Source organism: Bacilliculturomica massiliensis (genome assembly GCF_900605495.1).
In the GTDB taxonomy this organism is placed as follows: Bacteria; Bacillota; Clostridia; order Peptostreptococcales; family Anaerovoracaceae; genus Bacilliculturomica; species Bacilliculturomica massiliensis.
Window position 1 is genome coordinate 1,069,723 of record NZ_LR027603.1, and the last position, 24,522, is coordinate 1,094,244.

Annotated in this window: 17 protein-coding genes and 1 tRNA gene; 14 read left to right on the forward strand and 4 right to left on the reverse strand. The window is 53.1% G+C overall.

The features are described from left to right. Positions 1-4 precede the first annotated feature (4 nt). The 5 genes from E0E37_RS14175 (at position 5) to E0E37_RS14195 (ending at position 3,798) form a co-directional block, all read left to right on the forward strand. A tRNA-Leu gene (locus E0E37_RS14175) sits at positions 5-89 on the forward strand. Positions 90-487: 398 nt separating this feature from the next. Further along, positions 488-1,549 carry a DUF1646 family protein gene (locus E0E37_RS14180; protein ID WP_130863652.1) on the forward strand — a complete coding sequence of 354 codons (1,062 nt, stop codon included), beginning with the start codon at positions 488-490 and terminating at the stop codon, positions 1,547-1,549. A gap of 76 nt (positions 1,550-1,625) precedes the next feature. Further along, positions 1,626-1,991, forward strand: a complete 366-nt coding sequence (locus E0E37_RS14185) for a hypothetical protein (protein WP_130863653.1) — start codon at positions 1,626-1,628, stop codon at positions 1,989-1,991. A gap of 150 nt (positions 1,992-2,141) precedes the next feature. Continuing rightward, positions 2,142-2,657, forward strand: a complete 516-nt coding sequence (locus E0E37_RS14190) for a sigma-70 family RNA polymerase sigma factor (protein WP_130863654.1) — start codon at positions 2,142-2,144, stop codon at positions 2,655-2,657. Continuing rightward, positions 2,650-3,798 carry a hypothetical protein gene (locus E0E37_RS14195; RefSeq protein ID WP_130863655.1) on the forward strand — a complete coding sequence of 383 codons (1,149 nt, stop codon included), beginning with the start codon at positions 2,650-2,652 and terminating at the stop codon, positions 3,796-3,798. The genes E0E37_RS14190 and E0E37_RS14195 overlap by 8 nt, the downstream gene beginning before the upstream one ends. 76 nt (positions 3,799-3,874) lie before the next feature. Here E0E37_RS14195 and leuB read toward each other — a convergent pair whose 3' ends face one another. The 4 genes from leuB to E0E37_RS14215 all read right to left on the reverse strand — a co-directional run bounded on the left by leuB (position 3,875) and on the right by E0E37_RS14215 (position 8,557). Beyond that, a complete protein-coding gene (leuB, locus tag E0E37_RS14200) occupies positions 3,875-4,945 on the reverse strand; it encodes a 3-isopropylmalate dehydrogenase (protein ID WP_130863656.1) in 1,071 nt (356 codons plus the stop codon). 26 nt (positions 4,946-4,971) lie between these two features. Further along, the gene (leuD, locus tag E0E37_RS14205) at positions 4,972-5,454 is read right to left on the reverse strand and encodes a 3-isopropylmalate dehydratase small subunit (RefSeq protein WP_130863657.1); all 483 of its coding nucleotides are present in this window, start codon (positions 5,452-5,454) and stop codon (positions 4,972-4,974) included. Then, positions 5,454-6,716: a 3-isopropylmalate dehydratase large subunit gene (gene leuC / locus E0E37_RS14210; protein ID WP_130863658.1), complete on the reverse strand. Its 1,263-nt coding sequence runs from the start codon at positions 6,714-6,716 to the stop codon at positions 5,454-5,456. Before leuC ends, leuD begins: the two co-directional genes overlap by 1 nt. A gap of 155 nt (positions 6,717-6,871) precedes the next feature. Beyond that, complete coding sequence (locus tag E0E37_RS14215) at positions 6,872-8,557, reverse strand: 2-isopropylmalate synthase (protein ID WP_130863659.1); 1,686 nt, start codon at positions 8,555-8,557, stop codon at positions 6,872-6,874. Between the two features lie 539 nt (positions 8,558-9,096). On the opposite strand from E0E37_RS14215, the gene E0E37_RS14220 reads away from it, so the two are divergent. The 9 genes from E0E37_RS14220 (at position 9,097) to E0E37_RS14260 (ending at position 24,509) form a co-directional block, all read left to right on the forward strand. Then, complete coding sequence (locus tag E0E37_RS14220) at positions 9,097-10,167, forward strand: branched-chain amino acid aminotransferase (protein ID WP_130863660.1); 1,071 nt, start codon at positions 9,097-9,099, stop codon at positions 10,165-10,167. Positions 10,168-10,341: 174 nt separating this feature from the next. Continuing rightward, positions 10,342-12,312 (forward strand): ATP-binding protein, encoded by a 1,971-nt coding sequence (locus tag E0E37_RS14225; RefSeq protein ID WP_130863661.1) that lies wholly within the window; start codon positions 10,342-10,344, stop codon positions 12,310-12,312. An 11-nt stretch (positions 12,313-12,323) separates the two neighbouring features. After that, positions 12,324-13,694 (forward strand): sigma-54-dependent transcriptional regulator, encoded by a 1,371-nt coding sequence (locus E0E37_RS14230; protein ID WP_130863662.1) that lies wholly within the window; start codon positions 12,324-12,326, stop codon positions 13,692-13,694. Between the two features lie 172 nt (positions 13,695-13,866). After that, positions 13,867-15,294 (forward strand): Na+/H+ antiporter NhaC, encoded by a 1,428-nt coding sequence (nhaC, locus tag E0E37_RS14235; protein WP_130863663.1) that lies wholly within the window; start codon positions 13,867-13,869, stop codon positions 15,292-15,294. Between the two features lie 49 nt (positions 15,295-15,343). After that, positions 15,344-16,852, forward strand: a complete 1,509-nt coding sequence (gene nhaC, locus E0E37_RS14240; RefSeq protein WP_130863664.1) for a Na+/H+ antiporter NhaC — start codon at positions 15,344-15,346, stop codon at positions 16,850-16,852. Positions 16,853-16,874: 22 nt separating this feature from the next. Beyond that, positions 16,875-17,348: a hypothetical protein gene (locus E0E37_RS14245; protein ID WP_130863665.1), complete on the forward strand. Its 474-nt coding sequence runs from the start codon at positions 16,875-16,877 to the stop codon at positions 17,346-17,348. 250 nt (positions 17,349-17,598) lie between these two features. Then, positions 17,599-21,030, forward strand: a complete 3,432-nt coding sequence (locus E0E37_RS14250; RefSeq protein ID WP_130863666.1) for a pyruvate carboxylase — start codon at positions 17,599-17,601, stop codon at positions 21,028-21,030. A gap of 162 nt (positions 21,031-21,192) precedes the next feature. Next, positions 21,193-22,641 (forward strand): sigma-54 interaction domain-containing protein, encoded by a 1,449-nt coding sequence (locus E0E37_RS14255; protein ID WP_130863667.1) that lies wholly within the window; start codon positions 21,193-21,195, stop codon positions 22,639-22,641. A 260-nt stretch (positions 22,642-22,901) separates the two neighbouring features. Further along, positions 22,902-24,509 carry an amidohydrolase gene (locus tag E0E37_RS14260; RefSeq protein ID WP_130863668.1) on the forward strand — a complete coding sequence of 536 codons (1,608 nt, stop codon included), beginning with the start codon at positions 22,902-22,904 and terminating at the stop codon, positions 24,507-24,509. The last annotated feature ends 13 nt before the right edge of the window (positions 24,510-24,522 follow it).

Sequence of the window (24,522 nt, forward strand, 5' to 3'; positions counted from 1 at the left end):
ATTCGCGGTCGTGGCGGAATCGGCAGACGCGCACGGTTGAGGGCCGTGTGGGTAACACCGTATGGGTTCAAGTCCCATCGACCGCACCAAAATATGGAAAAATCCCTGGAATGATAGCGTTCCAGGGATTTTTCTTTTTATCCCGTCATTCACGGTTATGAGGGGATTTTGAAGTACTGTGTGAAAGGGCAGATAAAAGAACTGGCCGCCCCATGCCGGACATCGTCCGGTGGAACAGGGAATGGGCCGGTCAATGGCAGTTCCGCTGTGACGCGCGGCGTTTTTTTCCGCATAAATTCCGGTATAGAAGCATAGTCATAAAAAAGATCGTGGAAAATTGCGACAAATGGAGAAAATTGTCGAACTAAATTGTCGAAATATGTATAGACAGGTCGGAAAATTTGGAGTAGAATACACAACTGAGGGATACGGCGCGGCTGTCTGCAGGACCAGACAGCGGGAAGCCGCAGGCAAAAGGAGAACTCATATGAACGGAATACTGTTTGCAGTGCTGGCATGCATTATATTGATGCCATTTTTGTTCAAGCGAGTGGAAGAAAACCTGGAGATATTTCTGTTCACTATGGGCGTGATCGCCACCGGCGCGACGGGAACATTGACATGGCAGCTGGCAAGAGAGATCGCGGCGTATCGGATGCTCTATATGATAACTGCAGCGGTATTTCTGGCGGGTCTGATCTTTAAATTCGGACTGTACTATCTGCGCAAGGCAATACGACGGACGGTGATCTGGGTCCCGCTGCCCATATTCTGCGCCATCATCGTCATGTTTCTGGGGATCATATCCAGCTTTATCACCGCGATCATCGCGGCGCTGATCCTGGTGGAGATCGTTGAATGTCTTCCTGTGGCGAAGGAGGATAAGATCAATCTCTGTGTTCTGGCATGCTTTGCCATCGGCATGGGAGCGGCGCTGACGCCGCTTGGCGAACCGCTGGCCACCATCGTGGTGGGGATATTGGATGAAGATTTTCACTATCTCATCTCTCTGCTGGGAAGATATATCTTTCCGGGGATCTTTGCGCTGAGCTGCATGGCGGGAGTCGCCATGGTCGGAGCCGACCGGCCGCTGAGCGAGAACCCGGAGGAAAGAAGGAATCTGACAAAGAGTATTCACACGAAAAAGGCGGAACATGAGGAGACTTACGCTGATATCGTCTTTCGCGCGGCCAAGATCTTTCTGTTCGTGGTGGCCCTTGAGCTTCTGGGAACGGGCTTCAAGCCGCTGATCGACACTTATGTCATACACCTGGACGGAATGCTTCTCTACTGGATCAATATCATTTCCGCAGTTTTGGACAACGCCACCATCGCGGCGGCGGAAGTGAGTCCTCTGATGTCGCAGCTGCAGCTGAAGGGCGTGCTCATGGGGCTGCTGATCAGCGGGGGTATTCTGATTCCGGGAAATATACCCAACATCATCTGCGCGGGCAAGCTCAGGATCGGAAGCAAGGAATGGGCGCGCAAGGGGCTCCCCATCGGGATCTTCATGCTGTCCGTCTATTCTGTGGTGCTGTTTATTTTATAGTGACCGCTGGACAGAAGGATACAAGGCGCGGATCACGGTTCTGGTGAAAATTTGTAATGAAAAAGGGGATAAGAAAATGATATGCAGCAATTGCGGGGGACAGATCCCCGATGGTTCAAAGGTCTGCAGCTTCTGCGAGACGGAGGTCTGCAAAGAGGCGGGGAACGGGAAAGGCGGCCTGACGGATATGGAAAAACGGATGGCCGAGATCCTCATGGGTTCAGGGGGATGTCCCGGCTGCGCCGGCACCGCTTCCGGGAGCGCGGAAAAGGATCCGGACGTGAAGGAAGCGCACTGGTGGAAAGACGGGGAAGAGTGCGGCAGCTGCGGGGGCGGCATTACCGGCCCTGACAAAGATCTGAAGTACGCCCTCACCATCGTGGGTCTCATCGCCGGCGTTATCGTATTTGCACTGGCCGTAAAGTTCTTATTCGGTTTTTAATCAGGACCGCCGTTCACAGCCGATTTCTGTGAAGGGCGGTCTTTTTTATGCTATAATTGGTTCACTCAATTGAATTGTATTTTGGGAAAAATCGAAATTCATGTCTGAAAGATCCGCGGGGCTGTGTCTAATACAGGAAAGGGGGCGCTCATGGAAAAGAATCAGCTGATAAAAAACCGGGAAGCCATGATAGAAGACCTGTTTTCACAGCATGCGGATCCGCTTTTGCGCATGTGTTTTCTCTATCTGAAAGATATGCAGGCGGCGGAGGACGCGGTGCAGGAAACATTTATAAAGGCCTTTCGGTACTGTCATGAATTCAGGGGCGATTCGTCGCCGAAGACATGGCTGGTCCGGATCGCTGTCAACACCTGCAAAAATATGCTGCGAAGTGAAAAAGAGCTGCTGAGCATGGAGCATGCAGATATGGAGGGGCTTTTGCCGTCCCGGGAGGAAGACCAGGCGGTGCGGCTCACTGTGGCCGGGGAGATCGGGAAGCTCCCGCTGAAATACAGGGAGATCATCCTTCTGTATTATTATCAGGAGCTGGACGCGAAAGGGATCGCGGACATCCTCGGACTGCCGCGGACCACGGTGGAATATCGCCTGCGCCGGGCAAAGGCGCTGCTGAAGCCGGGGTTAAAGGAGATGTATTTCGATGAATAAAATAAGAGAACAGATCGACAGGGAATTGAGAGAGGTAAAGGTTTCGCCCGGAATGCTGGAAGAGGCGCGCCGGGCAGCGTTCGGGGATCAGGAGACGGATCAGGGACGCAGGGGGCATATGACATTTGGAACCGGCAGGGCCTGGAAAAGAAAGGGAAGACGGACGGCTGTAATGGCCGCAGTGCTGGTGCTGGCCTGCATCACAGCCGGAGCGGCGGGGATCTTCGGTAATTTCGGCGCCTATTTCTACGGGGACACAGAGCCGTATCAGGACCGCATTCTTCAGTCCGCCCAGCACGAGGAAAACGACAGATTTGCCATGGCTGTGGACGGAGCCGTCTCCGACGGCCGGCAGTGTATGTTCGTCTTCAGTCTGCAGGCGCTGGACAGCGCAGGGCGAAAAGAGCTGGCGTCATACCTGGGAAAGAAGGGAACGGCGGAATTGAGCGGAGACGTGGCCCTCTACGCCTGCTTTGAGGACGGCGTCAGAGAGCCTGTGGGCGGCTTGTCCGTATTCTCCTGGAGCGACCTTCAGTCCAGGGATTTTCAATCCTACGTGCTGACTGTTTCCGCGGAGAACGTGCCGGGGGGAAGCCTCGATGGGGTGACGCGGATTGACGTTGAATACGACGGAATGGTCCTGACCGTCGATCCGGGACGGTCGGTCCACGGGGTAGAATTGATGCCGGAATATGCCGGATCCTCCCTGTTTTCAGAAAACGATCCGTCGGATCACAGGGGAGTCCAGACGCCGCAATACGGCAATGGGGTGGAAATGCCCGACGCGTCTGCGGAGTCGGGCATGGGCGTGACCATGCCTGGGGTTTCCGGCGGCTCGGAAAAGGATCCGGGGATGGCGGTGTCTGATGAAAAGGCGGCCGGGGGCCTTGTGAAGGATGTTTTTCTGTCTCCCATCGGTTTTTCTTTCCGGGGAACAGGCGAGGACTTCAGCGTCTGGCTGATCCGCAGCGACGGTACGCTGGCAGACGGAGAAAACGATATGGCTTACAGCTATGGGTTCTCCAGAAACACGGAAGACAACGAGGTCACGGTATACGGAGATTTCCGATATGAGATCATCGATCTGGAGGAATACTCGGGACTGTGTATCAACGGCGTAAATTATTATAAGACAGAATAGCTGAGGAAGAAAAACAGCAGCTCCGGAGTCATGCTCCGGAGCTGCTTTCTGTTTAAAAGATAATTTGATGGGATCGTTAAATATTTTCTACGATCAGATCGCCCATCTGGGAACAGGTGACCTGTTTCGTCCCTTCCGTGTAGATGTCGGCGGTGCGGTAGCCCTGATCCAGTACTTTGTTCACGGCGGCTTCCACAGCGTCGCTTTCCGCGTCCATATCGAAGGAGTACTTCATCATCATGGCTGCGGAGAGGATCGTGCCTACGGGGTTGGCCGCGCCGGTGCCGGCGATATCGGGCGCAGATCCGTGGATTGGTTCATACATGCCTCTGGTTCCTTCTCCCAGACTGGAGGAGGGGATCATGCCGATGGAACCGGTGATCATGCTGGCCTCGTCGGAGAGGATGTCGCCGAACATGTTTTCCGTTACTACTACGTCAAACTGGGAGGGACGTTTCACGATCTGCATGGCCGTGTTGTCCACCAGCATGTGGGAAAGCTCTACCTGGGGATATTCGGATGCGATCCGCTCCACGGTCTTTCTCCAGAGTCTGGAGGTATCCAGAACGTTGGCTTTGTCCACAGAGATCAATTTTTTGCCGCGCTTCATGGCGGTGTTGAAGGCCACCCGGGCGATACGCTCGATCTCGTGTTCGCTGTAGCTCATCTCATCGGTAGCTTTCAGCTCTCCGTCCACTTCTTTGGTCTCTCTCTTTCCGAAATAGACTCCGCCGATCAATTCGCGGACAACGAGAAAATCGATCCCTTCGTCCACGATGCTCTGCTTCAGCGGAGATGCGGAGGCCAGCTGGGGAAAGAGCTTTGCGGGACGCAGATTTGCGTAAAGCCCCATTTCCTTGCGGATGGTGAGCAGCGCTTTTTCCGGACGGATGGCCGGATCCACATTGTCCCACTTGGGGCCGCCCACCGCGCCCAGCAGGACGCTGTCGCAGTTCAGACACTTCTCCAGACTCTCCGCCGGGAGGGAGGTGCCGTATTGGTCGATGGCGCAGCCGCCGGCTGCTGCCTCCTGATAGGTGAACGTATGGCCGAATTTTTCCGCCACCCGGTCCATTACTCTCATGGCCTCTTTCACGATCTCAGGACCGATGCCGTCTCCTTTGATTACTGTTATGGTTTTTTTCATGTTTCTGCTCCTGTGCGATGATGGATCTACTTTTGGATAGAATTCAGCAGACCGCCCTTGGTGATGATGTCTTTGATGAAATCGGGGAAGGGCTGCGCCTGATAGGTCTTATTCTTTGTCTCGTTGGTAATGACGCCCGTATCGAAATTGACGGAGACCTGATCGCCGTCGCTGATGTCGCTGCTGGCTTCTTCACACTCCAGAATGGCCAGTCCGATGTTGATGGCGTTGCGGTAGAAGATGCGGGCGAAGGTCTTCGCGATGACGCAGGAGATACCGGATTCCTTGATGGCGATCGGGGCGTGTTCTCTGGATGAACCGCAGCCGAAGTTAAAACCGGCCACCATGATATCTCCCTCTTTGACTTTATCTTTGAAGCCGGCGTCGATATCCTCCATGCAGTGGGAGGCCAGCTCCTTGTGGTCCGCCGTGTTCAGGTGGCGGGCGGGGATGATGACGTCTGTGTCTACATTGTCTCCGTATTTATGTGCAAAGCCCTGTGCGTTCATTACAATACCTCCTTCGGACTGCTGATCTTTCCGGTGACGGCGGACGCCGCCGCCACGGCGGGACCGGCAAGATATACCTCGGACGCGGTGTGGCCCATGCGTCCCACAAAGTTGCGGTTGGTGGTCGCCACGCAGCGCTCTCCCTCGGCCAGAATTCCCATATAGCCGCCCAGACAGGGACCGCAGGTGGGAGTGGAGACGATACAGCCGGCGTCAATGAAAATATCCAGATAGCCCAGTCTCATGGACTCTTTGTACACGGCCTGAGTGGCGGGGATGATGATCGCTCTCACATCCCGGTGTACTTTTTTGCCTTTGAGGATCTCGGCTGCAGCTTTCATATCGGAAAGCCGGCCGTTGGTACAGGAACCGATCACCACCTGATCGATCTTCACATCGCCCACCTGATCGATGGTCCGGGTGTTTTCCGGCAGGTGGGGGAACGAGACGGTGGGGAGGATGGAGGACAGATCGATGTCGATGACCTGATCGTATTCCGCGTCCGCATCTGCCTCATATACAACGTAGGGCCGGTCTACACGTCCTTTCATGTATTCTTCCGTCACCTCGTCCACGGGGAAAATACCGTTCTTTGCTCCGGCTTCGATGGCCATGTTGGCAATGCAGAGACGGTCGTCCATGGTGAGATTTTTCACTCCTTCGCCCCGGAATTCCATGGATCTATAGAGAGCTCCGTCCACGCCGATCTTGCCGATGATGTGCAGGATGACGTCCTTGCCGCTCACATATTCGGAGAGGGTTCCGGTCAGATTGAAGCAGATGGCGGAAGGAACTTTGAACCAGGCCTGACCCGTGGCCATGCCGCAGGCCATATCGGTGCTGCCTACGCCGGTGGAGAAGGCGCCCAGAGCGCCGTAGGTGCAGGTATGGGAGTCGGCGCCGATGATCAGCTCGCCGGCGGCTACCAGTCCCTTTTCCGGGAGCAGGGCATGCTCGATGCCCATTTCTCCCACATCGTAATAGTTTTTGATGTCAAATTTTCTCGCGAAGGTGCGGCACTGTTTGCATTGCTGCGCCGCCTTGATGTCCTTATTGGGGGCGAAGTGATCCATGACCATGGAGATCTTTTCGCGGTCGAAGACCTTTTCAAAGCCGGCCTTCTCGAACTCGTTGATAGCCACGGGGGAGGTGATGTCGTTGCCCAGCACCATATCCAAGTCGGCCCGGATCAGCTGGCCGGCGGTCACGCTTTCCAACCCGGCGTGAGCGGCCAGTATTTTTTGTGTCATTGTCATGCCCATAGTGATCGTATCCTTTCTCACTTTTCTCTCTGCGCCGCATCCCGGATACTGATCGGTCCGCAGCGAAACTTCCTTATTTATATAACGTGGTATCATCCGCGCATGGCGTCCGCCGCGCACAGAATCTGTATAATAACCGCGATGCTCTGCGGTTATTATATCATAGCCTGCTTCGCTTTCAAAGCGCGGTTCACTGCGCTGACGAAGGCGTTGACAGAGGCGGAGATGATGTCCGGATGGATCCCCGTGCCCCAGGTCACGTGACCGTTGTGGTCCTTGATCGCTACGTAGGCGCAGGCTCTGGATGAGGAGCCGTTTTCCAGCGCGTGCTCCGTGTAGGCCGCCACGTCGAAATCCACGCCCAGCTGTTCGTATTTCTTCAGGGCGTTGCTGACGGCGTCCAGACGGCCGTTTCCGTTGGCTGTAAACTCGTAGCTTTCCTTGCCGATGCTCACGTTGATGGTTGCGATGATACCGTCGATCTGCTGGAATTTCACCTTCGTTATGTCGATGGGCTCAAAGAAATTGACGTATTCGGAGGTAAAGACCTTGCAGATCTCATCCGGCGACAGCTCCTGATGGAGGTTGTCGGAAATATCTTTTATGTAATATCCGAATTCTTCCTTCATGGCGGGAGGCAGGATGTATCCGTAGTTTTGTTCCAGAATGTAGCCGATGCCGCCCTTGCCGGACTGGCTGTTGATGCGGATCACGTCCGTCTCGTATTCCCGGCCCACATCCTTGGGGTCGATGGGCAGATAGGGAACGGTCCAGGTGTTCAGATCGTTTTCTTCCCTGTACTTCATGCCCTTGGCGATAGCGTCCTGATGAGATCCGGAGAAGGCGGCGAATACCAGCTTGCCGCCGTAGGGCTGACGCTCGGGAACCCGCATCCTCGTGTTTTTCTCGTAGATCTCCACCACAGAAGGCATGTCGGAGAAGTCCAGCCCGGGATCCACGCCCTGACAGTACATGTTCATGGCCAGCGTTACGATATCCACGTTTCCTGTGCGTTCACCGTTTCCGAAGAGGGTGCCTTCCACGCGGTCCGCTCCGGCCAGCATGCCCATCTCCGCGTCGGCCACGCCGGTTCCCCGGTCGTTGTGGGGATGGATGGAGACGATGACGTTTTCCCTGTCGTGAAGGTTGTCGCTCATGTACTCGATCTGATTGGCGTAGACGTGGGGCATGGACATGGAGACTGTGGCCGGCAGATTGATGATGACCTTTTTCTCCGGCGTGGGTTTCCATATGTCGATGACTTCGTTGCAGATATCCAGAGCGAATTCCATCTCCGTGCCGGTAAAGCTTTCCGGAGAGTATTCAAACCGGAAATCCGTCTCCGGATATTTGGCGGCGTATTCGTTGAACAGCTCCGCTCCGGCCTTGGCGATGGCGATGATCTCTTCCTTGGGCTTGCGGAAGACCTGCTCGCGCTGGGCCACGGAGGTGGAGTTATACAGATGTACGATCGCTTTTTTTATGCCTGCCAGAGACTCGAAGGTCTTCCGGATGATGTGCTCCCTGGATTGGGTCAGCACCTGGATCGTCACGTCATCGGGGATCATATTCTGTTCGATGAGCGTTCTCAGGAGCTCGTATTCTGTCTCTGATGCGGCGGGGAAACCAACTTCGATCTCCTTAAAACCGATCTTTATGAGAAACTGAAAGAATTCCAGTTTCTCTTCCAGGCTCATGGGCACCACCAGCGCCTGATTGCCGTCGCGGAGGTCTACGCTGCACCAGACGGGCGGCTTCTCGATGTGATTTTTTTTGGTCCACGCCATGCGGCAGGAGGGGGGCATAAAATAGCCGATCTTGTACTTGCTGCTGTTTTTCATGTTCTCGTTTCCCTTTCTCTCGATTGATTTCCTTACAGTAAAAAAGCCAACGGCTCAACGCACGTTTCCGTGCGAGAGACGAAGGCTGTCAATTGGCTTCCGTGGTACCACTCTCATTGGTTTAATAAAACCCGCTTTGACGTATCGGCGGAGATCCCGCGAATACTTCTCGTTGATAACGGTGAGAAACCCGGTCGCACCTAAGACGGCGGTCTTTGACCTGATCCGCTGTCTTTCAGCTGACTGCTCAGGGGTGAGTCGATATGTTCCGCGTACTGCCTTACACCGGCCGGCAGCTCTCTGTGACGCAGGAAGATCATATCTTGATCCCCGTCTTGGCATTTGATACTATAAACTTGTTATTTATCTTACTCGAAACCCTAAGGTGTGTCAACCGTTTTTTTATCAAATTTGTTTATATTAACGAAAAAACATAGAATTTATTGTGGAAAATCAAAAAAACACGTTGACAGCATAAAAGGTAAAGGATTACTATCTAACTGATGAATTCTTTCAAGAGAGAAAAGGATGTGAATAAAATGCAAGAGATCAGAGTGGAACTGACTAAAAATCCAAAGGCAAAACCGCAGGATGAGAACAATCTGACGTTCGGAACGACGTTCTCCGATCACATGTTTGTTATGGACTATAAAGAAGGCAGGGGCTGGTACGATCCGCGCATTGTGCCGTATGCTCCCGTGGCGCTGGATCCCGCGGCCGTGTGCCTGCATTACGGTCAGACTACCTTTGAGGGTATGAAGGCCTACCGCGCGGCGGACGGCGCCATCAACCTGTTCCGACCCGACGAAAACTACAAGAGACTGAACGTATCCGATGATCGTCTCTGTATTCCGGAGCTGGATGTGGATTTCTGCATCGAAGCGACGAAAAAGCTGGTGGAGATCGACAGGGATTGGGTGCCCAGCGCTCCCAATACGTCCCTCTATATCCGGCCGTTCGTCTTCGCGACCAATCCCGATCTGGCGACCAACGCGGGAACGGAGTATACATTTATGATCATAACGGGACCTACCGGGCCGTACTATCCGGAAGGCCTGAACCCGGTGAAGATCTACGTGGAGAGCAAATACGTGAGAGCGGTCAAGGGCGGAACCGGGATGGCAAAGACGGGAGGAAACTACGCCGCTTCTATGAAATCCGGTCAGGAGGCCCACGATCAGGGCTACAGCCAGGTGCTGTGGCTGGACGGCGTGGAGAATAAGTATATTGAGGAAGTCGGCGCTATGAACATCATGTTTGTCATCGGCGACGAGGTGGTGACGCCTGAGCTGTCCGGCAGTATTCTTTCCGGCATTACGCGGAAGAGTATTCTGGAGCTTCTGAAGGCGGAGGGCAGAAAGGTCAGCGAGCGCAGGATCAGCATCGAAGAACTGGAGGAAGCCTACGACAAGGGGCTTCTGAGGGAAGCCTTCGGAACGGGAACGGCTGCCGTCATCAGTCCCGTAGGCGTTCTCAAATACAAGGATAAGGTAATGACCATCAACGACGGCCGGATCGGTGAGATCAGTCAGCATCTCTACGATTCACTGACGGATATTCAGTGGGGCAGAGCACAGGGCCCGGATGGCTGGATCGTCAAAGTCTGTTAGACACCGGCCACGTGACGGGGAGAGAGAAAAGCGGCGATGCGCCGCTTTTTTCGTTTTTGCAGGGTCTGCCAAATGAGTACACCTATGTGGTTGCTTTTCAGATCGTTTGGTTATAAAATCATTGTGTATGCGTTTTGAAAAGCAAGTGACTGAATCGTCGTTGAAAGGGGTGTCGTGCTGAAGACTTTTGCAAAATTTATATTTGCAGTGCTGTTAGTCGTTGTCAGCATCGGCCTGATCGTGGAGATGAAATACAGCATTCTTTTGACGGAATATCTGGCATATTCGGTACCCCTGACAAGAGAAGAAAAACAGTATCTGAAGGAAAAAGAAGTTTTAATATACGGCGTCGACGGGGAAGCTGCGCCTTTTTCTTTTGTAAACGAGGAGACCGGTCAGTGCGAAGGACTGATCGTGGATTATATATCCGCGCTTTCCCTTGAGCTTGGCACGGAGATACAGTGCAGGACCGTTTCGCAGTCGGGAATATTGGATGATCTGGCGGAGAGAGAGATCGACCTGACAGACCTTTTTGAAGATTCGGGAGGAGCGCACAAATACGTTTCGACACAGACTCTCTATAAGCTGGAGGGCGTTCTTGTGACGAAGTACGCAGACGGAATCACGAAATACAGAGATCTGCAGGATAAGACCCTGGCCCTCGTGGAAGGGGATTTTTTAGAAGATCAGATCTTGAAGATATTTCCGAAAGGCCAGTCTGTAGGTATCCGATATGTAGAAAGTGTGGAAGAAGGACTGGAACTTTTAATGGACGGCCGGGTGGACGCTCTGGCGGCCAATGAAATGGTCATCGATTATTACGCTAAAGAAATGCAGATCGAAAATGATCTGAAGCAGGTCGAAGGCAAGATATACAAAGAGAACGTCACGCTGGCAGTGAACATCTACGATACAAGACTGTACAATATATTGAACAAAGCAGTGCTGAGACTGAAAAAAAAGAGTATCTTTGGCGAAGCGCAGGAAAAATGGCTCGGCACGTCGGCGCCGATGGTAACCGGCTCCACCAGTGTGAAATGGGCGCAGTGGATCATCCTGTTTTGCGTCGGCACAGTGGTGATCCTCATGGTCTGGGAGAGCGTGCTGAACCGGCGAATAGACCAGAAGACCAGAGAGATAAAAATCGAAAAAAACAATCTGCAGACGATCATTGACAACATCAGCGCGCTGGTGGCGGTGATCAACGGCAGCGATGAGATCACGCAGTGCAATGATTACGGTAAAGTTCTTCTAAACGATACGCAGGGATCTTTTATCGGGTGCGGTATCGGCACGGTTGCGATGTTGAAGGACTTGTACGATATGTACCGGAAGGATCCGGACGAACCGTATTATTGTTATGAGGGACGATATTACAGTATCTCCGTCAGCGCGCTGAGTTCCGTCAAAGCAAACAGACTCCTCATGATGGAAGACTGCACGGAAAAGACCATAGCGGAAAGAAAGCTCCGGCAGGAGAGCAAGATGATCGCCGTAGGACAGCTGTCTGCGGGGCTGGCCCATGAGATACGCAATCCGTTAGGGCTGATCAAAAATTATTCTTATATCCTCAGGGATTATGCCACCGACGACATGGCGGGACATTCTCTGGATGTGATCAAGGACTCCGCAAATCGAATCGACAGTCTGATCGAAAATCTTTTGAGCTTCTCCCGGCTGAGCAACGTCACGCCGGTGGTTTTAAGCGTAGAAAAGCTGCTTCGGAATATCATCGAACTGGAGAAGAAAAAACTGGAAAAACAGCAGGTCGCCATCTCGCTGGCCTGTCCGAAAAACCTGATCCTTTCTCTGAGGGAAGAGACGATCAAGATCGTCTCGTTCAATCTGATCGATAATGCCATTGAGGCATTCAGAGAAGCAGACCGGTTCGATGGAAAACTGAACTTCAGCGCAAAGCTGGAAGAAGGCATGCTTCGGCTGGATGTGGAGGATAATGGTCCGGGAATACCAGAAGAACTGATAGAAAATATATTCAACCCGTTCTTTACCACCAAGGATACGGGTACGGGCCTGGGGCTCTATATCGTAAATTCTGAGCTGGAAAAGGTAAACGGACAGATCTCTGTGAAGAGCAGTCTGGGAATCGGCAGCGTATTTACAGTCAAAATTCCGGTTAAAGCATAGGAGACAAGGGGATGGATAAGAAAAATTACCGAATATTGATCGTTGACGATGAGATCGAGTATCAGAGGGTATTCGCCTATCTGCTGCAGAAAAACGGATACAGTGTGCTGACCTGTTCCGGCGGAAAAGAAGCGTTGGAATTGCTTTTGAAGAATGAGATCGATCTGATCATGACTGATCTGAAGATGCCGGATATGGACGGAATTGAACTGATCAGACAGGTGAAGGCCGCATATGAGGAAATTGATATTATGGTGATCACCGCCTTCGGCAGCATAGAAAGCGCGGTGGATGCCATGAAGTACGGAGCCACAGGCTACTCGATCAAAAACAGTGAACCGGAGGCTCTGCTCCTGGATATTGACAGAATGGCGAAGATCAGAATTCTGGAAAGAGAAAACAGAATTTTACAGCAGCAGACGAATCCTGACGGCGATCAGTTTTTGCAGAGTGAGAATCCAGAATTCAGAGAACTGCTTGAGACGTGTAAACAGGTGGCCGCTTCCGACATCAATATCCTGATCCTGGGAGAGTCCGGGGCGGGCAAGGAAGTCATTGCAAGATATATCCACAAACTGAGCGCGAGAAGCGAAAAACACTTTATTCCCGTGAACTGTCAAGTCTTCGCGGAAGGGACGCTGGAATCCGAGCTCTTCGGCCATGAAAAGGGCGCGTTTACCGGAGCCACGGAAAAGAGGATCGGCCGGTTCGAAGCGGCCAATCAGGGCACGTTGTTTTTAGATGAGATCGGAGATATTCCTCTGAGCCTTCAGGGCAAGCTTCTGCGGGTGCTGGAGGGCAAGGAAATTGAACGGGTAGGCAGCAATAAGCCCATTGAACTGGATATCCGCCTGATATCGGCCACCAATAAGGATCTGGCCAGGGCGATCGGACAGGGAGTCTTCCGGGAAGATCTGCTGTACCGTATCAACACTTTGACCATTACAGTACCCCCGCTGCGTGAACGGAAAGAAGATCTGCCCATGTTTGTGGAATATTTTGTGCGGAGGATCGGAAAAGAACAGAAGAAAAAAATTCGTCAGATAGATCCCGGTACGCTGGAATTTCTATACAATTATGACTATCCCGGAAATGTGAGAGAACTGAAGAATCTTCTGGAGCGCATGGTAGTGCTCAGCGAGGACGGCGTCCTGCGAAGCAGGGGATTCGCTCTTCCTAAGCTGGAACAGCCGGCGTGCAGAGAAGAAAAGCCCTGCGGCACGGTCCTGCCCCTGCGTAAAGCCCGCGGCATTTTTGAAAAGGAACACATTGAAAGAGCGCTGGAAATAACCGAAGGCAATGTGGCCGCGGCTGCAGTCTTGCTGGAGATCACAAAGCGGCAGCTCTGGAACAAGATCGCTGAATACAACATTCAGCGTTAAAAGCGAGAGTGAAAAAAATTTCACTGCTGGCGGTGAAAAATAATTCATCCGGCGAAATATTTTTCGCCGTTTTTTATGTCATTTTCATGGATAGGGGAGACATATGCGCCGTATTTTCGGTGGCACGATTTTTGCTGTTAATGGTCAGTGACGTTTAAGAAAGGAGAGAAGGGTGAACACGAAGACGAAGAAGACGCCCGCTCTATGGTTATCACTGGTTCCGTTTGTGTGTCTGATCCTGATCATGCTTCCAAGTGTGATCATTCTGGGCGCCGATCCGCAGATCCCGCTGGTGATCTGCACGGCAATCACCACTCTGATCGGTATATGCGGACTGGGTTATTCCTGGGACGACATCGAAAAGTCGATGATCGAGACCAACGCGGCCGCCATGCAGGCGAACTTCATCATTATGATCGTAGGCTGTCTGGTGGGAGTATGGATGGCGGGCGGTATTGTGCCCGGACTTATTTATTACGGCCTGCAATTATTTACCCCCAGCGTGTTCCTGGCGGTGCTGCCGGTCATGTGCGCGATCATCGCCGTTTCCACAGGTTCTGCGTGGACTACTGCGGGCACCCTGGGCGTTTCCGCCATGGGCGTGGCGGCGGGACTGGGAATTCCGTTTCCCATTGCCGCCGGTGCGATCATTACAGGCGCCCAGTTCGGAGATAAGCTGTCGCCGCTTTCTGACAGCACGAACCTGGCTGCGGGCATAACCGGGACCAATCTCTTTGCCCACGTGAAGCATATGCTGTGGACGACGATACCCAGCTTTCTTCTGGCTACAGGTATCTTCGCTGTGATCGGTTCCAGATACAGCGCGGAGGACATCGATATCAGCCAGATCCAGATGATCTGCGACACGCTGCAGGCGAATTTCAACATAACGCCGTGGATCCTGCTGGCGCCGGCTTCTGTGGTCCTCATGATGATACTGAAAGTTCCCGCGATCCCCGGAATGGTCATAGGAACTGCCGTAGGAGCGGTTTTCGCCTTCCTGCAGGGAAATGACCTGGGCAGTGTGATCAGTCAGCTGGTCTACGGGTTTGAGGTCGTTTCCGGCAATGATATGGTGGATCAGCTTCTCAACAGGGGCGGTATGCAGTCCATGATGTATACCATTTCTCTGGTCATCTGCGCTCTGGCTTTCGGCGGGGCGGTGAAGAGCATCGGCTGCCTGGATGTCATCATTGAAGCGGTTCTGCTCAGATGCAGGACGAGGGGATCTATCATGACGGCCAATATCTTCACCTGTATCGCAATGAATTACATGGCGGCGGACCAGTATATGTCCATCGTGATCCCCGGCCAAATGTACAAGGGCGTTTACAAAAAGATGAATCTGGCGCCCAAAAACCTTTCCCGCGTGCTGGAAGACGCCGGAACGATGACTTCCGGAATCGTGCCGTGGTCTACCTGCGGAGCGCTCTATTACTCTGTCTTAGACGTCAGCGCATTTGTCTACTTCCCGTTTTGCTTTATGGCGTTTATCAATCCGCTTCTTTCGGCAGTCTATGCATACACCGGCTTCAGTATTGAACCGCTGGATCCGTCGGCTCCGATCAAGAACAGACTGGACGACATAGAGGAACTGTAGCAAATGGATAAAGTTATCATTTTATTAATTTTACCAGGAGGCAATACGAATGGAAGAACAAAAAAGAAGCGTGCCGCGATTACCCAATAAGGTGGAGGCACTGATCCCTATCGTCTTTTTGCTGGCAATTATGATTTCTAACTATGTCTTAGGATGGGGGCAGGATCCGCACATTCCGGTGACCATGGCCTGCGGAGTGGCTATGATCGTCGGAAAGGTATGCGGCTACAGCTATGCGGAAATGCTGGCGGGGGCTCTGAACGCGGTCAGCCAGTCTCTTGAGGCTATTATCATCATCCTCTGCGTGGGATGTCTGATCGGTTCCTTTGAGTGGGCCGGAACGATCCCTTCCGTGGTATATTACGGGCTTCAGTGCATATCGCCGGCCATGTTTCTGCCTCTGGCGTGCATTCTGTGCGCCATTGTGGGCATCGCTCTGGGATCGGCCTGGACCGTAACGGCGACGCTGGGCATTGCATTCATGGCCATCGGCACCACAATGGGATTCCATCCCGGGCTGGTGGCCGGAATGGCGATCTCCGGCGCGTGCTGCGGAGATAAGTTCTCACCGCTGTCCGATTCGACCAATCTCGCGGCGGGATCCGCCCAGACTGGTCTCTTTGACCATGTCAGAGCCATGATCACCACCACGTTCCCCAGTCTGGTCATCGCCGTGGTCATCTATGCTGTTTTATCCATTCGGGCTTCAGGGAATTACGATCCGCAGATCGCCAACGATCTGTCACAGGCTATTACAGACCATTACGCTTATATGAGCCCGGTCTTGCTGATCCCCGTGGTCTTGATCGTGGTGGTAGCCATCCTCAAGATTCCGGCCATTCCCAGCGTGCTGCTGATATCTCTGGTGGGCTGCGTTTTTGCGGTCATCTTTCAGGGAGCAAATTTTTCGGACTGCATCACCATGCTCCATTATGGATACAGCGGCGAGACCGGAAACGCGCTCTGCGATACGCTGATCAATCGCGGAGGCATGGACAGCATGCTCTGGACCAACAATCTGGTGATCGTTGCAGTGGGATTTGGCGGTATTTTACAGAAGATCGGCGCCGTAGAATCCCTGCTGGGCCACATGATCAAAAAAGTGAAGACTCCCTTCCAGCTCATTGTGGTGACGATCCTCACTTCCATGTTCTGCATCACCACAATGTGCGATCAGTATTTAGGTCTGATCATTCCCAGCAGCATGTATAAGGATAAATACGATGAACTGGGTCTGGGCAGAAATATGCTCTCCAGATCCCTTGAGGACGGCGGAACGCTCTGGTCTCCGCTCATTCCCTGGTCCTCCTGCGGCGCTTATCACGCCAGCATTTTAGGAGTGCCTACCCTGACCTACCTCCCGTATTGCTTCATGAACATCATCAATCCAATTTATGCGATCATCACTGCAAGCTGGGGCGGAAATATTCTCTTCGCGGACGGTTCACGCACAAACCTGTTGGGGAAACTGAAGCAGGGGAGCGTTGCAGGAGCGCCGGAAGAAGCCCATCGGAAGGCTCTCGCGGCGCTGGCGGACATCAGAAGGAAGAGTGCGTAAGCCTATGGAAAGATGTATTGGCATGAAATACAAAGGAATTCTTCCCGAACGAAAAACCTGGATCAAAGCCGCGATCTTTATCATTGCCGGTTATATGCTGGCTGTTGAAATACTGGCCGGGCGCTGGGCTTATGTCCCCATTACGATCCTGGTCATGCCGGCATGCTTTTTTAAAAAAGAGCAGATCATCTCAGAAGATGGCGTCGATATTCAGTATATGCTTTTCGGACGGATCATGCACAACTATTGGAGCTGGGATGAGATCACGACCCTCCATGTGGATCATAGAAGAGCCAGACCCAATGTTATGCTGCATATCGGAAAGGGCGTGGTCACGCGCTCCTATATCATGGATCCCGCCGACTGCAGAGCAGTGCTGAAACTTGCGGCGCACATGAATCCGGCCGTCTATATCGAGGATCTCACTGAAGAACAAGTGCTGCATAGGGAAGAAGTGCGAAAAGCACAGAGAGCCGCAAAAAAACAAAAGAAGTAATAGTCGTTCACAAGAGCTGAGGATCGGCGCACTTTTGAAGAATCGTGCGCCGATCTTTTTTGCGAAAATTGACGGAAAGAATTTGTGTTTGTAATTCCCAGGCCTTGCGTTTTACTTCATTTTTTGATATCATATAAAAATTAAGGCCGATTATTTGCAGCCGCCTCTATCCCGTCGCGCAGGAAAAAGGGGTATCTATGATCGTCAGTCAGGTAAAAAAATAAATTTAAAATATAGAGAGGAAAGTGCGATGAAAAAATTTAAGCGTATCCTGGTCGCAAACCGCGGGGAAATCGCGATCAGAGTCTTCCGGGCCTGCAGTGAGCTGGGCATCCGGTCCGTCGCCATTTATTCGGAAGAGGACAAAAATTCTCTGTTCCGGACGAAGGCGGACGAATCCTATCAGGTGGGAAAAGGAAAATCACCCGTTGACGCGTATCTGAGCATCAGCGAGATCATTGAGCTGGCCAAAGCAAAAGGCGTGGACGCCATCCACCCCGGATATGGTTTCCTGTCCGAAAATGTGGATTTTGCCAGAGAGTGCGAGGAAGCAGGCATCGAGTTCATCGGACCGGACTACAAGATGATGGATCGCCTGGGAGATAAGATCAAATCAAAGATCGTCGCTCACGAAGTGGGCGTGCCTACGATACCCGGCGTGGACGAGGCCATCAAGAGTGAGGAAGACGCGGTCAAGTTCGCTGATTTCTGCGGATATCCCGTTATACTGAAGGCGGCGGCGGGCGGCGGCGGCCGCGGCATGCGTATCGTCCGCGACAAGAAAGACCTGATCCCTGAGTTTAATCAGGCTCAGAGCGAAGCCAGGAAAGCCTTTGGAATCGACGACATCTTCATCGAAAAATATCTGGAACGGCCCAAGCACATCGAGGTACAGGTGCTGGGCGACAAGTGCGGAAATATCGTTCATCTCCACGAAAGAGACTGTTCGATCCAGAGACGGCATCAGAAGGTCATCGAGTTTACGCCGGCTCTGTGCATCTCGGAGGAACAGCGTCAGGCCATCTGCAGCGACGCGCTGAAGATCGCCAGGTCCGTCAATTACAGAAGCGCAGGCACGGTGGAATTCCTGCTGGACAGCACCGGCAAGCACTATTTTATCGAGATGAATCCCAGGATCCAGGTGGAGCACACCGTGACGGAAATGGTGACGGGCATCGATATCGTTCAGGCCCAGATCCTGGTGGCGGAGGGATACTCTCTGGATTCCGACCAGATCGGGATCAGAAGTCAGGAAGACGTACGTCCCAGAGGCTATGCGATCCAGTGCCGTGTGACCACGGAGGACCCCAGCAATCATTTCGCACCGGATACGGGCAAGATCGATATCTACCGGACCGGTTCCGGCTTCGGCATCCGTCTGGACGGAGGAAACGGGTTCACCGGTTCTGTCATCTCCCCGTACTACGACAGCCTTCTGGTAAAGATCACATCTCTGGGAAGGACATTCCGGGATGCCATCAACAAATCCAACCGGGCCCTGGACGAACTGAAGATCAAGGGCGTGAAGACCAATATCTCCTTCCTGCAGAATGTGCTGCACAGTGAAGACTTCCAGAACGGCACCTGCGATACCGGGTTTATCGCCGATCATCCGGAGCTTTTGGATATCAAGGCCGGCGCGGACAGAGAACTGAGACTTCTGCGGTTCCTGGGCAATAAATCCGTCAATGAGAGAAAAGGACCGAAACCGCAGTTTGACGTGCCGGTGTTCCCCAAAAATCTGCCGGCGCCCAAAGACGGTACCAAACAGATCCTGGATAAAGAGGGACCGGAGAAGCTCTCCAAGTGGATCCTGGATCAGAAGCGCCTGCTCCTGACCGATACCACCATGCGCGACGCCCATCAGTCGCTGATGGCGACCCGGGTCCGCACCATCGACATGACGAAGATCGCTCCTGCGGTGGCCACCTACGGCGCAGATCTGTTCTCGCTGGAGATGTGGGGCGGAGCTACCTTCGACGTGGCTTATCGGTACCTGAACGAAGATCCCTGGGAGAGACTGGCCACGCTGCGGAAGCTGATCCCCAACGTTCTCTTCCAGATGCTGATCCGCGGCGCCAACGCCGTGGGCTATAAAAATTACCCTGATAACGTGATCAGGAGATTCGTCAAAGAGTCGGCGGCGGCCGGGATCGACGTGTTCCGCGTGTTCGACTCGCTGAACTGGATCCAGGGCATGGAGGTCGCCATGGACGAGGCCGGAAATCAGGGCAAGGTGGTGGAAGCCGCCATCTGCTATACCGGCGATATCCTGGATGAAACGAGAGATAAATACAGCCTGAATTATTATCTGAAGATGGCGAAAGAGCTGGAAAAACGCGGCGCGCACATCCTGGCCATCAAGGATATGTCCGGCCTGCTGAAGCCCATGGCAGCCCATAAGCTGGTCACGGCGCTGAAAAACGAACTGACGATCCCTGTGCATCTGCATACCCACGACACCAGCGGCAACGGCGGAGCCACCAACCTGATGGCAGCCATGGCCGGAGTAGACATCGTGGATGCGGCGATCAACAGCCTGGCAGGGCTGACAAGCCAGCCGGCGCTGAACTCCATCGTGGCTGCCATGGAAAACACCGACCGCGCCACCGGATTGCCGCTGGACGGTCTGCAGGAGATATCATCTTACTGGGCTGCGGTCCGCCCCGTGTACGCGCAGTTTGAATCCGAACTGAAGAGCGGAACGGCGGAGATATACAAATACGAGATGCCCGGAGGCCAGTATTCCAATTTCCGCGCTCAGGTACAGAGTTTCGGACTGGAACACCGCTTCCAGGAGGTCAAGGAAATGTACAAGAGCGTCAACGCCATGCTGGGCGATATCGTGAAGGTCACGCCGTCCTCCAAGATGGTGGGCGACATGGCGATCTTCATGGTGCAGAACGACCTGACGCCGGAGAACATCTGCGAGAAGGCGAAGAGCATGGACTTCCCGGATTCTGTCGTATCCTACTTTGAGGGCATGATGGGACAGCCGGAGGGCGGTTTCCCCAAGGATCTGCAGAAGATCGTCCTGAAGGACAAAAAGCCGATCACCTGCCGTCCGGGCGAGCTGCTGCCCGACGAGGATTTCGACGGCATCCGTGCGCATCTGAACGAAAAGTTCGGAATAGAGGCCACGGAGCGGGACGTTCTGGCCTACGCGCTGTATCCCAAGGTGTTTGAAGATTATCTGACCATGCAGAAAAAGGAAGGCAATTTCCGTCTTATGGGCAGCGATATCTTCTTCCACGGCATCGAGGAGGGGGAGACCTGCGAGGTCAAGATCGAGGAGGGCAAGGAGCTGATCGTCAAACTGCTTGAGATCAAATCTCCAGACGCGGACGGAAACCGCGAAGTAGTCTTCCAGGTCAACGGCTCTACCAGATCCGTGGTCGTGAACGACAAGTCGGCTCACACCAAGGCCAGCAAGCAGTCTATCATCATCGCAGATCCGGACGACGATTATGAGATCGGCGCAAATATTCCCGGAAACATCCTCAAAGTTCTGGTCAAGGAGGGTGAGGACGTGAAGGCCGGCCAGCCGATCGCGGTCATCGAGGCCATGAAGATGGAGACCAACATCATCGCCACCATCGACGGGACGATCGACAAGATCTACGTCAAGGAGACGCAGCAGGTGATCGCAGGCGAGCTGATCGCAAAGCTGAAAAAGGAATAAGAGTACCATAAGGAAAATCGAACAGGACTGAATGAATCCATCAGGCAGAGTCCGGTTCCGGGAAGATCCGGAGCCGCTCTGCCTTTTTTCGTGAAACCGGCAATTTGTCTTGTATCTTTTCGCGGCGGATTGTAAAATTATAGAACAGAAGGAGGGACAGAGATGAAGAATTACCTGAGTGAAATAGAAAAAATCATCAATGCCAACACCGGAGAGTTTGATACCATTGCAGTGGTCAACAAGGACGGCATTATCGAATACACCAAGACTCTGCGCCCTCTGCCGCCGGATATGGATATCGCTCTTTTTTCCAGGAACGTCATTGGGAAACACATTCTTACAGCGTATTCCACGCTGAAAGAAGAAGAGAGCACGGTGATGCGCACCCTGAAGACCGGCAAGATCACCTCTATAGACCGGCAGATCCTGTGTACTGGAGACAAGACCGTCGTCATATCCGCCATCACGTACCCGATCTTTGATGAATTCGGAGAGATACAGGGTGTTGTGGACGCCACCCGGCTGTTGGAATACATCGATGATTCCAGACGGGAAAATGTTGAGGAACGCACGGTTTTGGACAGTATTATCACCTGCAATGCCGAGATGATGAAAATTAAAGAGACCGTGGCGGAGGTGGCAAAAACCGACTCGCCGGTTTTTCTGTACGGTGAGACAGGAACCGGAAAAGAGCTGGTGGCCCGGGCTCTTCACCGTCTCAGCCGCCGGAAGAACCGTCCCTTTATATCCCAGAACTGCGCCGCGATCCCTCCCAATCTGCTGGAAAGCACGTTCTTTGGAACGGAAAAGGGCGGATTTACCGGAGCGGAGTCGAAGCAGGGATTGTTTGAACTGGCCGACGGCGGCACGTTATTTCTCGATGAGATCAATTCCATGGAAGTCATGATGCAGACGAAGCTGCTGAAAGCCCTGGAGGAACAGCAGGTCAGAAAGATCGGCGGGGAGAAAGATGTTTTCTTCGACGTGCGTATCATCTGCGCAGCCAACGAATATCCCGCGGACTTGATCCGGGCAGGCAGGATACGGGAGGATTTTTACTATCGGGTCAGCGTAGTAAAGATCAATCTGCCGCCTCTGCGGTACAGAAGAGACGACATCATGCTTTTGACGGACTTTTTTATCCGATTCTACAATGAAAAGATGTCGAAAAATATCCAGGGCGTCAGTTCTATGGTCGCCGATCTGTTTCTCAGGTGGAAGTGGCCGGGAAATATCCGCGAACTGCGCAGTACCATCGAGAGCGCCTTTAACCGGGAGTCGGGAAGTATCATCACGCTGTATGCCGTCATGGACCTGCTGAGCCGCATGGGAGAGGAAGGGCAGCAGCGGCCTGACTCAGAAAAAATGCCGTCTGCAGGGACTGCGCTGCCGGGAGCCGCAGAGGAGGAAACGCTTTTCATGCCGCTGCAGACCATCCGAGAAAAGCTGCAGGTGGGTAAGATCGACCTGCAGAAGCTGCTGGAGGACTACGAGAGATCTATTATCTCCGAGGCTATGCGGCAGAATCCCCGCCTGACAGCGGTGGCCGAAAAATTGTCCATGTCTCCGCAGAAGCTGAATTACAGGATAAGTAAGCTGCGTTTAAAATAAATTTAAAAGATAAAAAATTTTTTAAGAGAAATAAAAATTTTTTTATAACTGCTTGTATGAAACCCGCCAAACGGCGGGTTTTTTGCGTCTGAGAACCCTGGTATGGATTTTGCAAATATTTAAATATATCTGACACATCAGTTTGAGCCTTGTAAGAGGACGCGGTGTTCTGCCAGTTAAAAACCGGTTAACGTTGCACGCGGAAAAGCATGACATGGAAAGAAGCTGGACCGCGCAGTGGTGAAAGGAGAGTAAAACGTATGAGTACTAAGAAAAGTACGGCTTATGTCAACGGAAAGATCTTTACATCGGACGACAGCAATCTTTACGCGGAAGCGATGATCGTTGAAGGCGGAAGGGTACAGTGGATCGGACAGAAGGCGGATATGCCAGCGGGAGATCATGAAACGGTAGATCTGGCAGGAAAGCGGGTCGTGCCGGGCTTCATTGACGGACACATGCACCCGATCATGCTGGCGGACTTCAGCAAAAAGATCTCCGCACTGCCTCCGGCAGTCAACTCTCTGGAAGACCTGGCAAAAGCCATCCGTGAGGTCAGGGAACGGCAGGAGGCCGGTCAGTGGATCCAGGGCTGGGGATATGACGAAGGGAAACTGGCGGAGAAGCGGTCGCCGAACCGCTACGACCTGGATAAGGGCTGCGATGATTCTCCTGTGATCATTTTCCGGACCTGCGGCCATGTAAACTGTGTAAACAGCAAAGCTCTGGAACTGGCCGGCATCACCAGAGATACGCCGGACCCTCAGGGCGGCGAGATCGACAGGGACGAAAAGGGCGAGCCCACAGGCATTCTCCGCGAAAATGCAAGAACTCTGGTCATGCCGCTGCTTCCCGCGTCCTCAGAAGAAGAAAAGATCGATGAACTGGTAGATCTGAGCGGGCTTTTGGCTTCCCAGGGCGTTACCGGCGCGGCGGATATCGGACAGCTCGGCGCCGGCGATATTTACGGGTATTACACCGCTGCGGCAAAAAAAGGCTTTAAGCAGAGGATTGGTATCTATTATATGTGGGATTATTATTGGAAAGATCCGGACTTTTCCATTCCGAAGGAGCAGAGAGACGGAGACCAGCAGATCCATGTTTCCGGCTTAAAGACCGTAGGCGACGGCAGTTTCTCCGGAAGGACGGCCTGGGTCAGCCAGCCGTATTTCGGCAGCACCGATGAATACGGTATCCCGGTATGCTCCGATGAGCTGATGGAGAGCGCCATCGACTTCTGCAAGAAGAATCACTGCCAGTACTCCATGCACGCTATGGGCGGTCAGGCCATCGACCGGATCATCGACAGGGTAGCGAAGGAAGATAAATGGATGGAAGGGGATACCCCCCATCTGCGTCTCGAACACGTGACGGAGCCGTCGGAGAACGCCATTCAGAAGGCTGCGGAACACGGATTCGCCTTTGCGCTTCAGCCGATCTTCATCTATTCGGAGATCGAGAGTTACCTGAGAAATCTGGGGCCGGAGAGAACAAAACACGCCTATCCGATCCGGACTCTGCTTCAGAGAGGCGTCAACGTCTCTATTTCTACCGACGCGCCGGCAACCTCCTGGGCGACGCCCTCGGATCCGCTGCCGAACATCAAGTGCGCGGTGACCCGCTATGCTTACGACGGCACAGACTGCGGGCAGGAGGAGGCCGTTGACGTAGAGACAGCCATCAAGCTCTACACAAGAGATTCGGCCTTCGCAACGGAGCTGAAAAATGCAGGACAGCTGAAGCCGGGCTTCCACGCGGATTTCGTGGTACTCAGCGACGATATTCTGACGGTCGCTCCGGAGGATATCGACAAGATCAAGATCGATGCGACGTACATAGACGGCGAAAAGGTATTTGAAAGAAAATAAGTGTAAGTCCTTT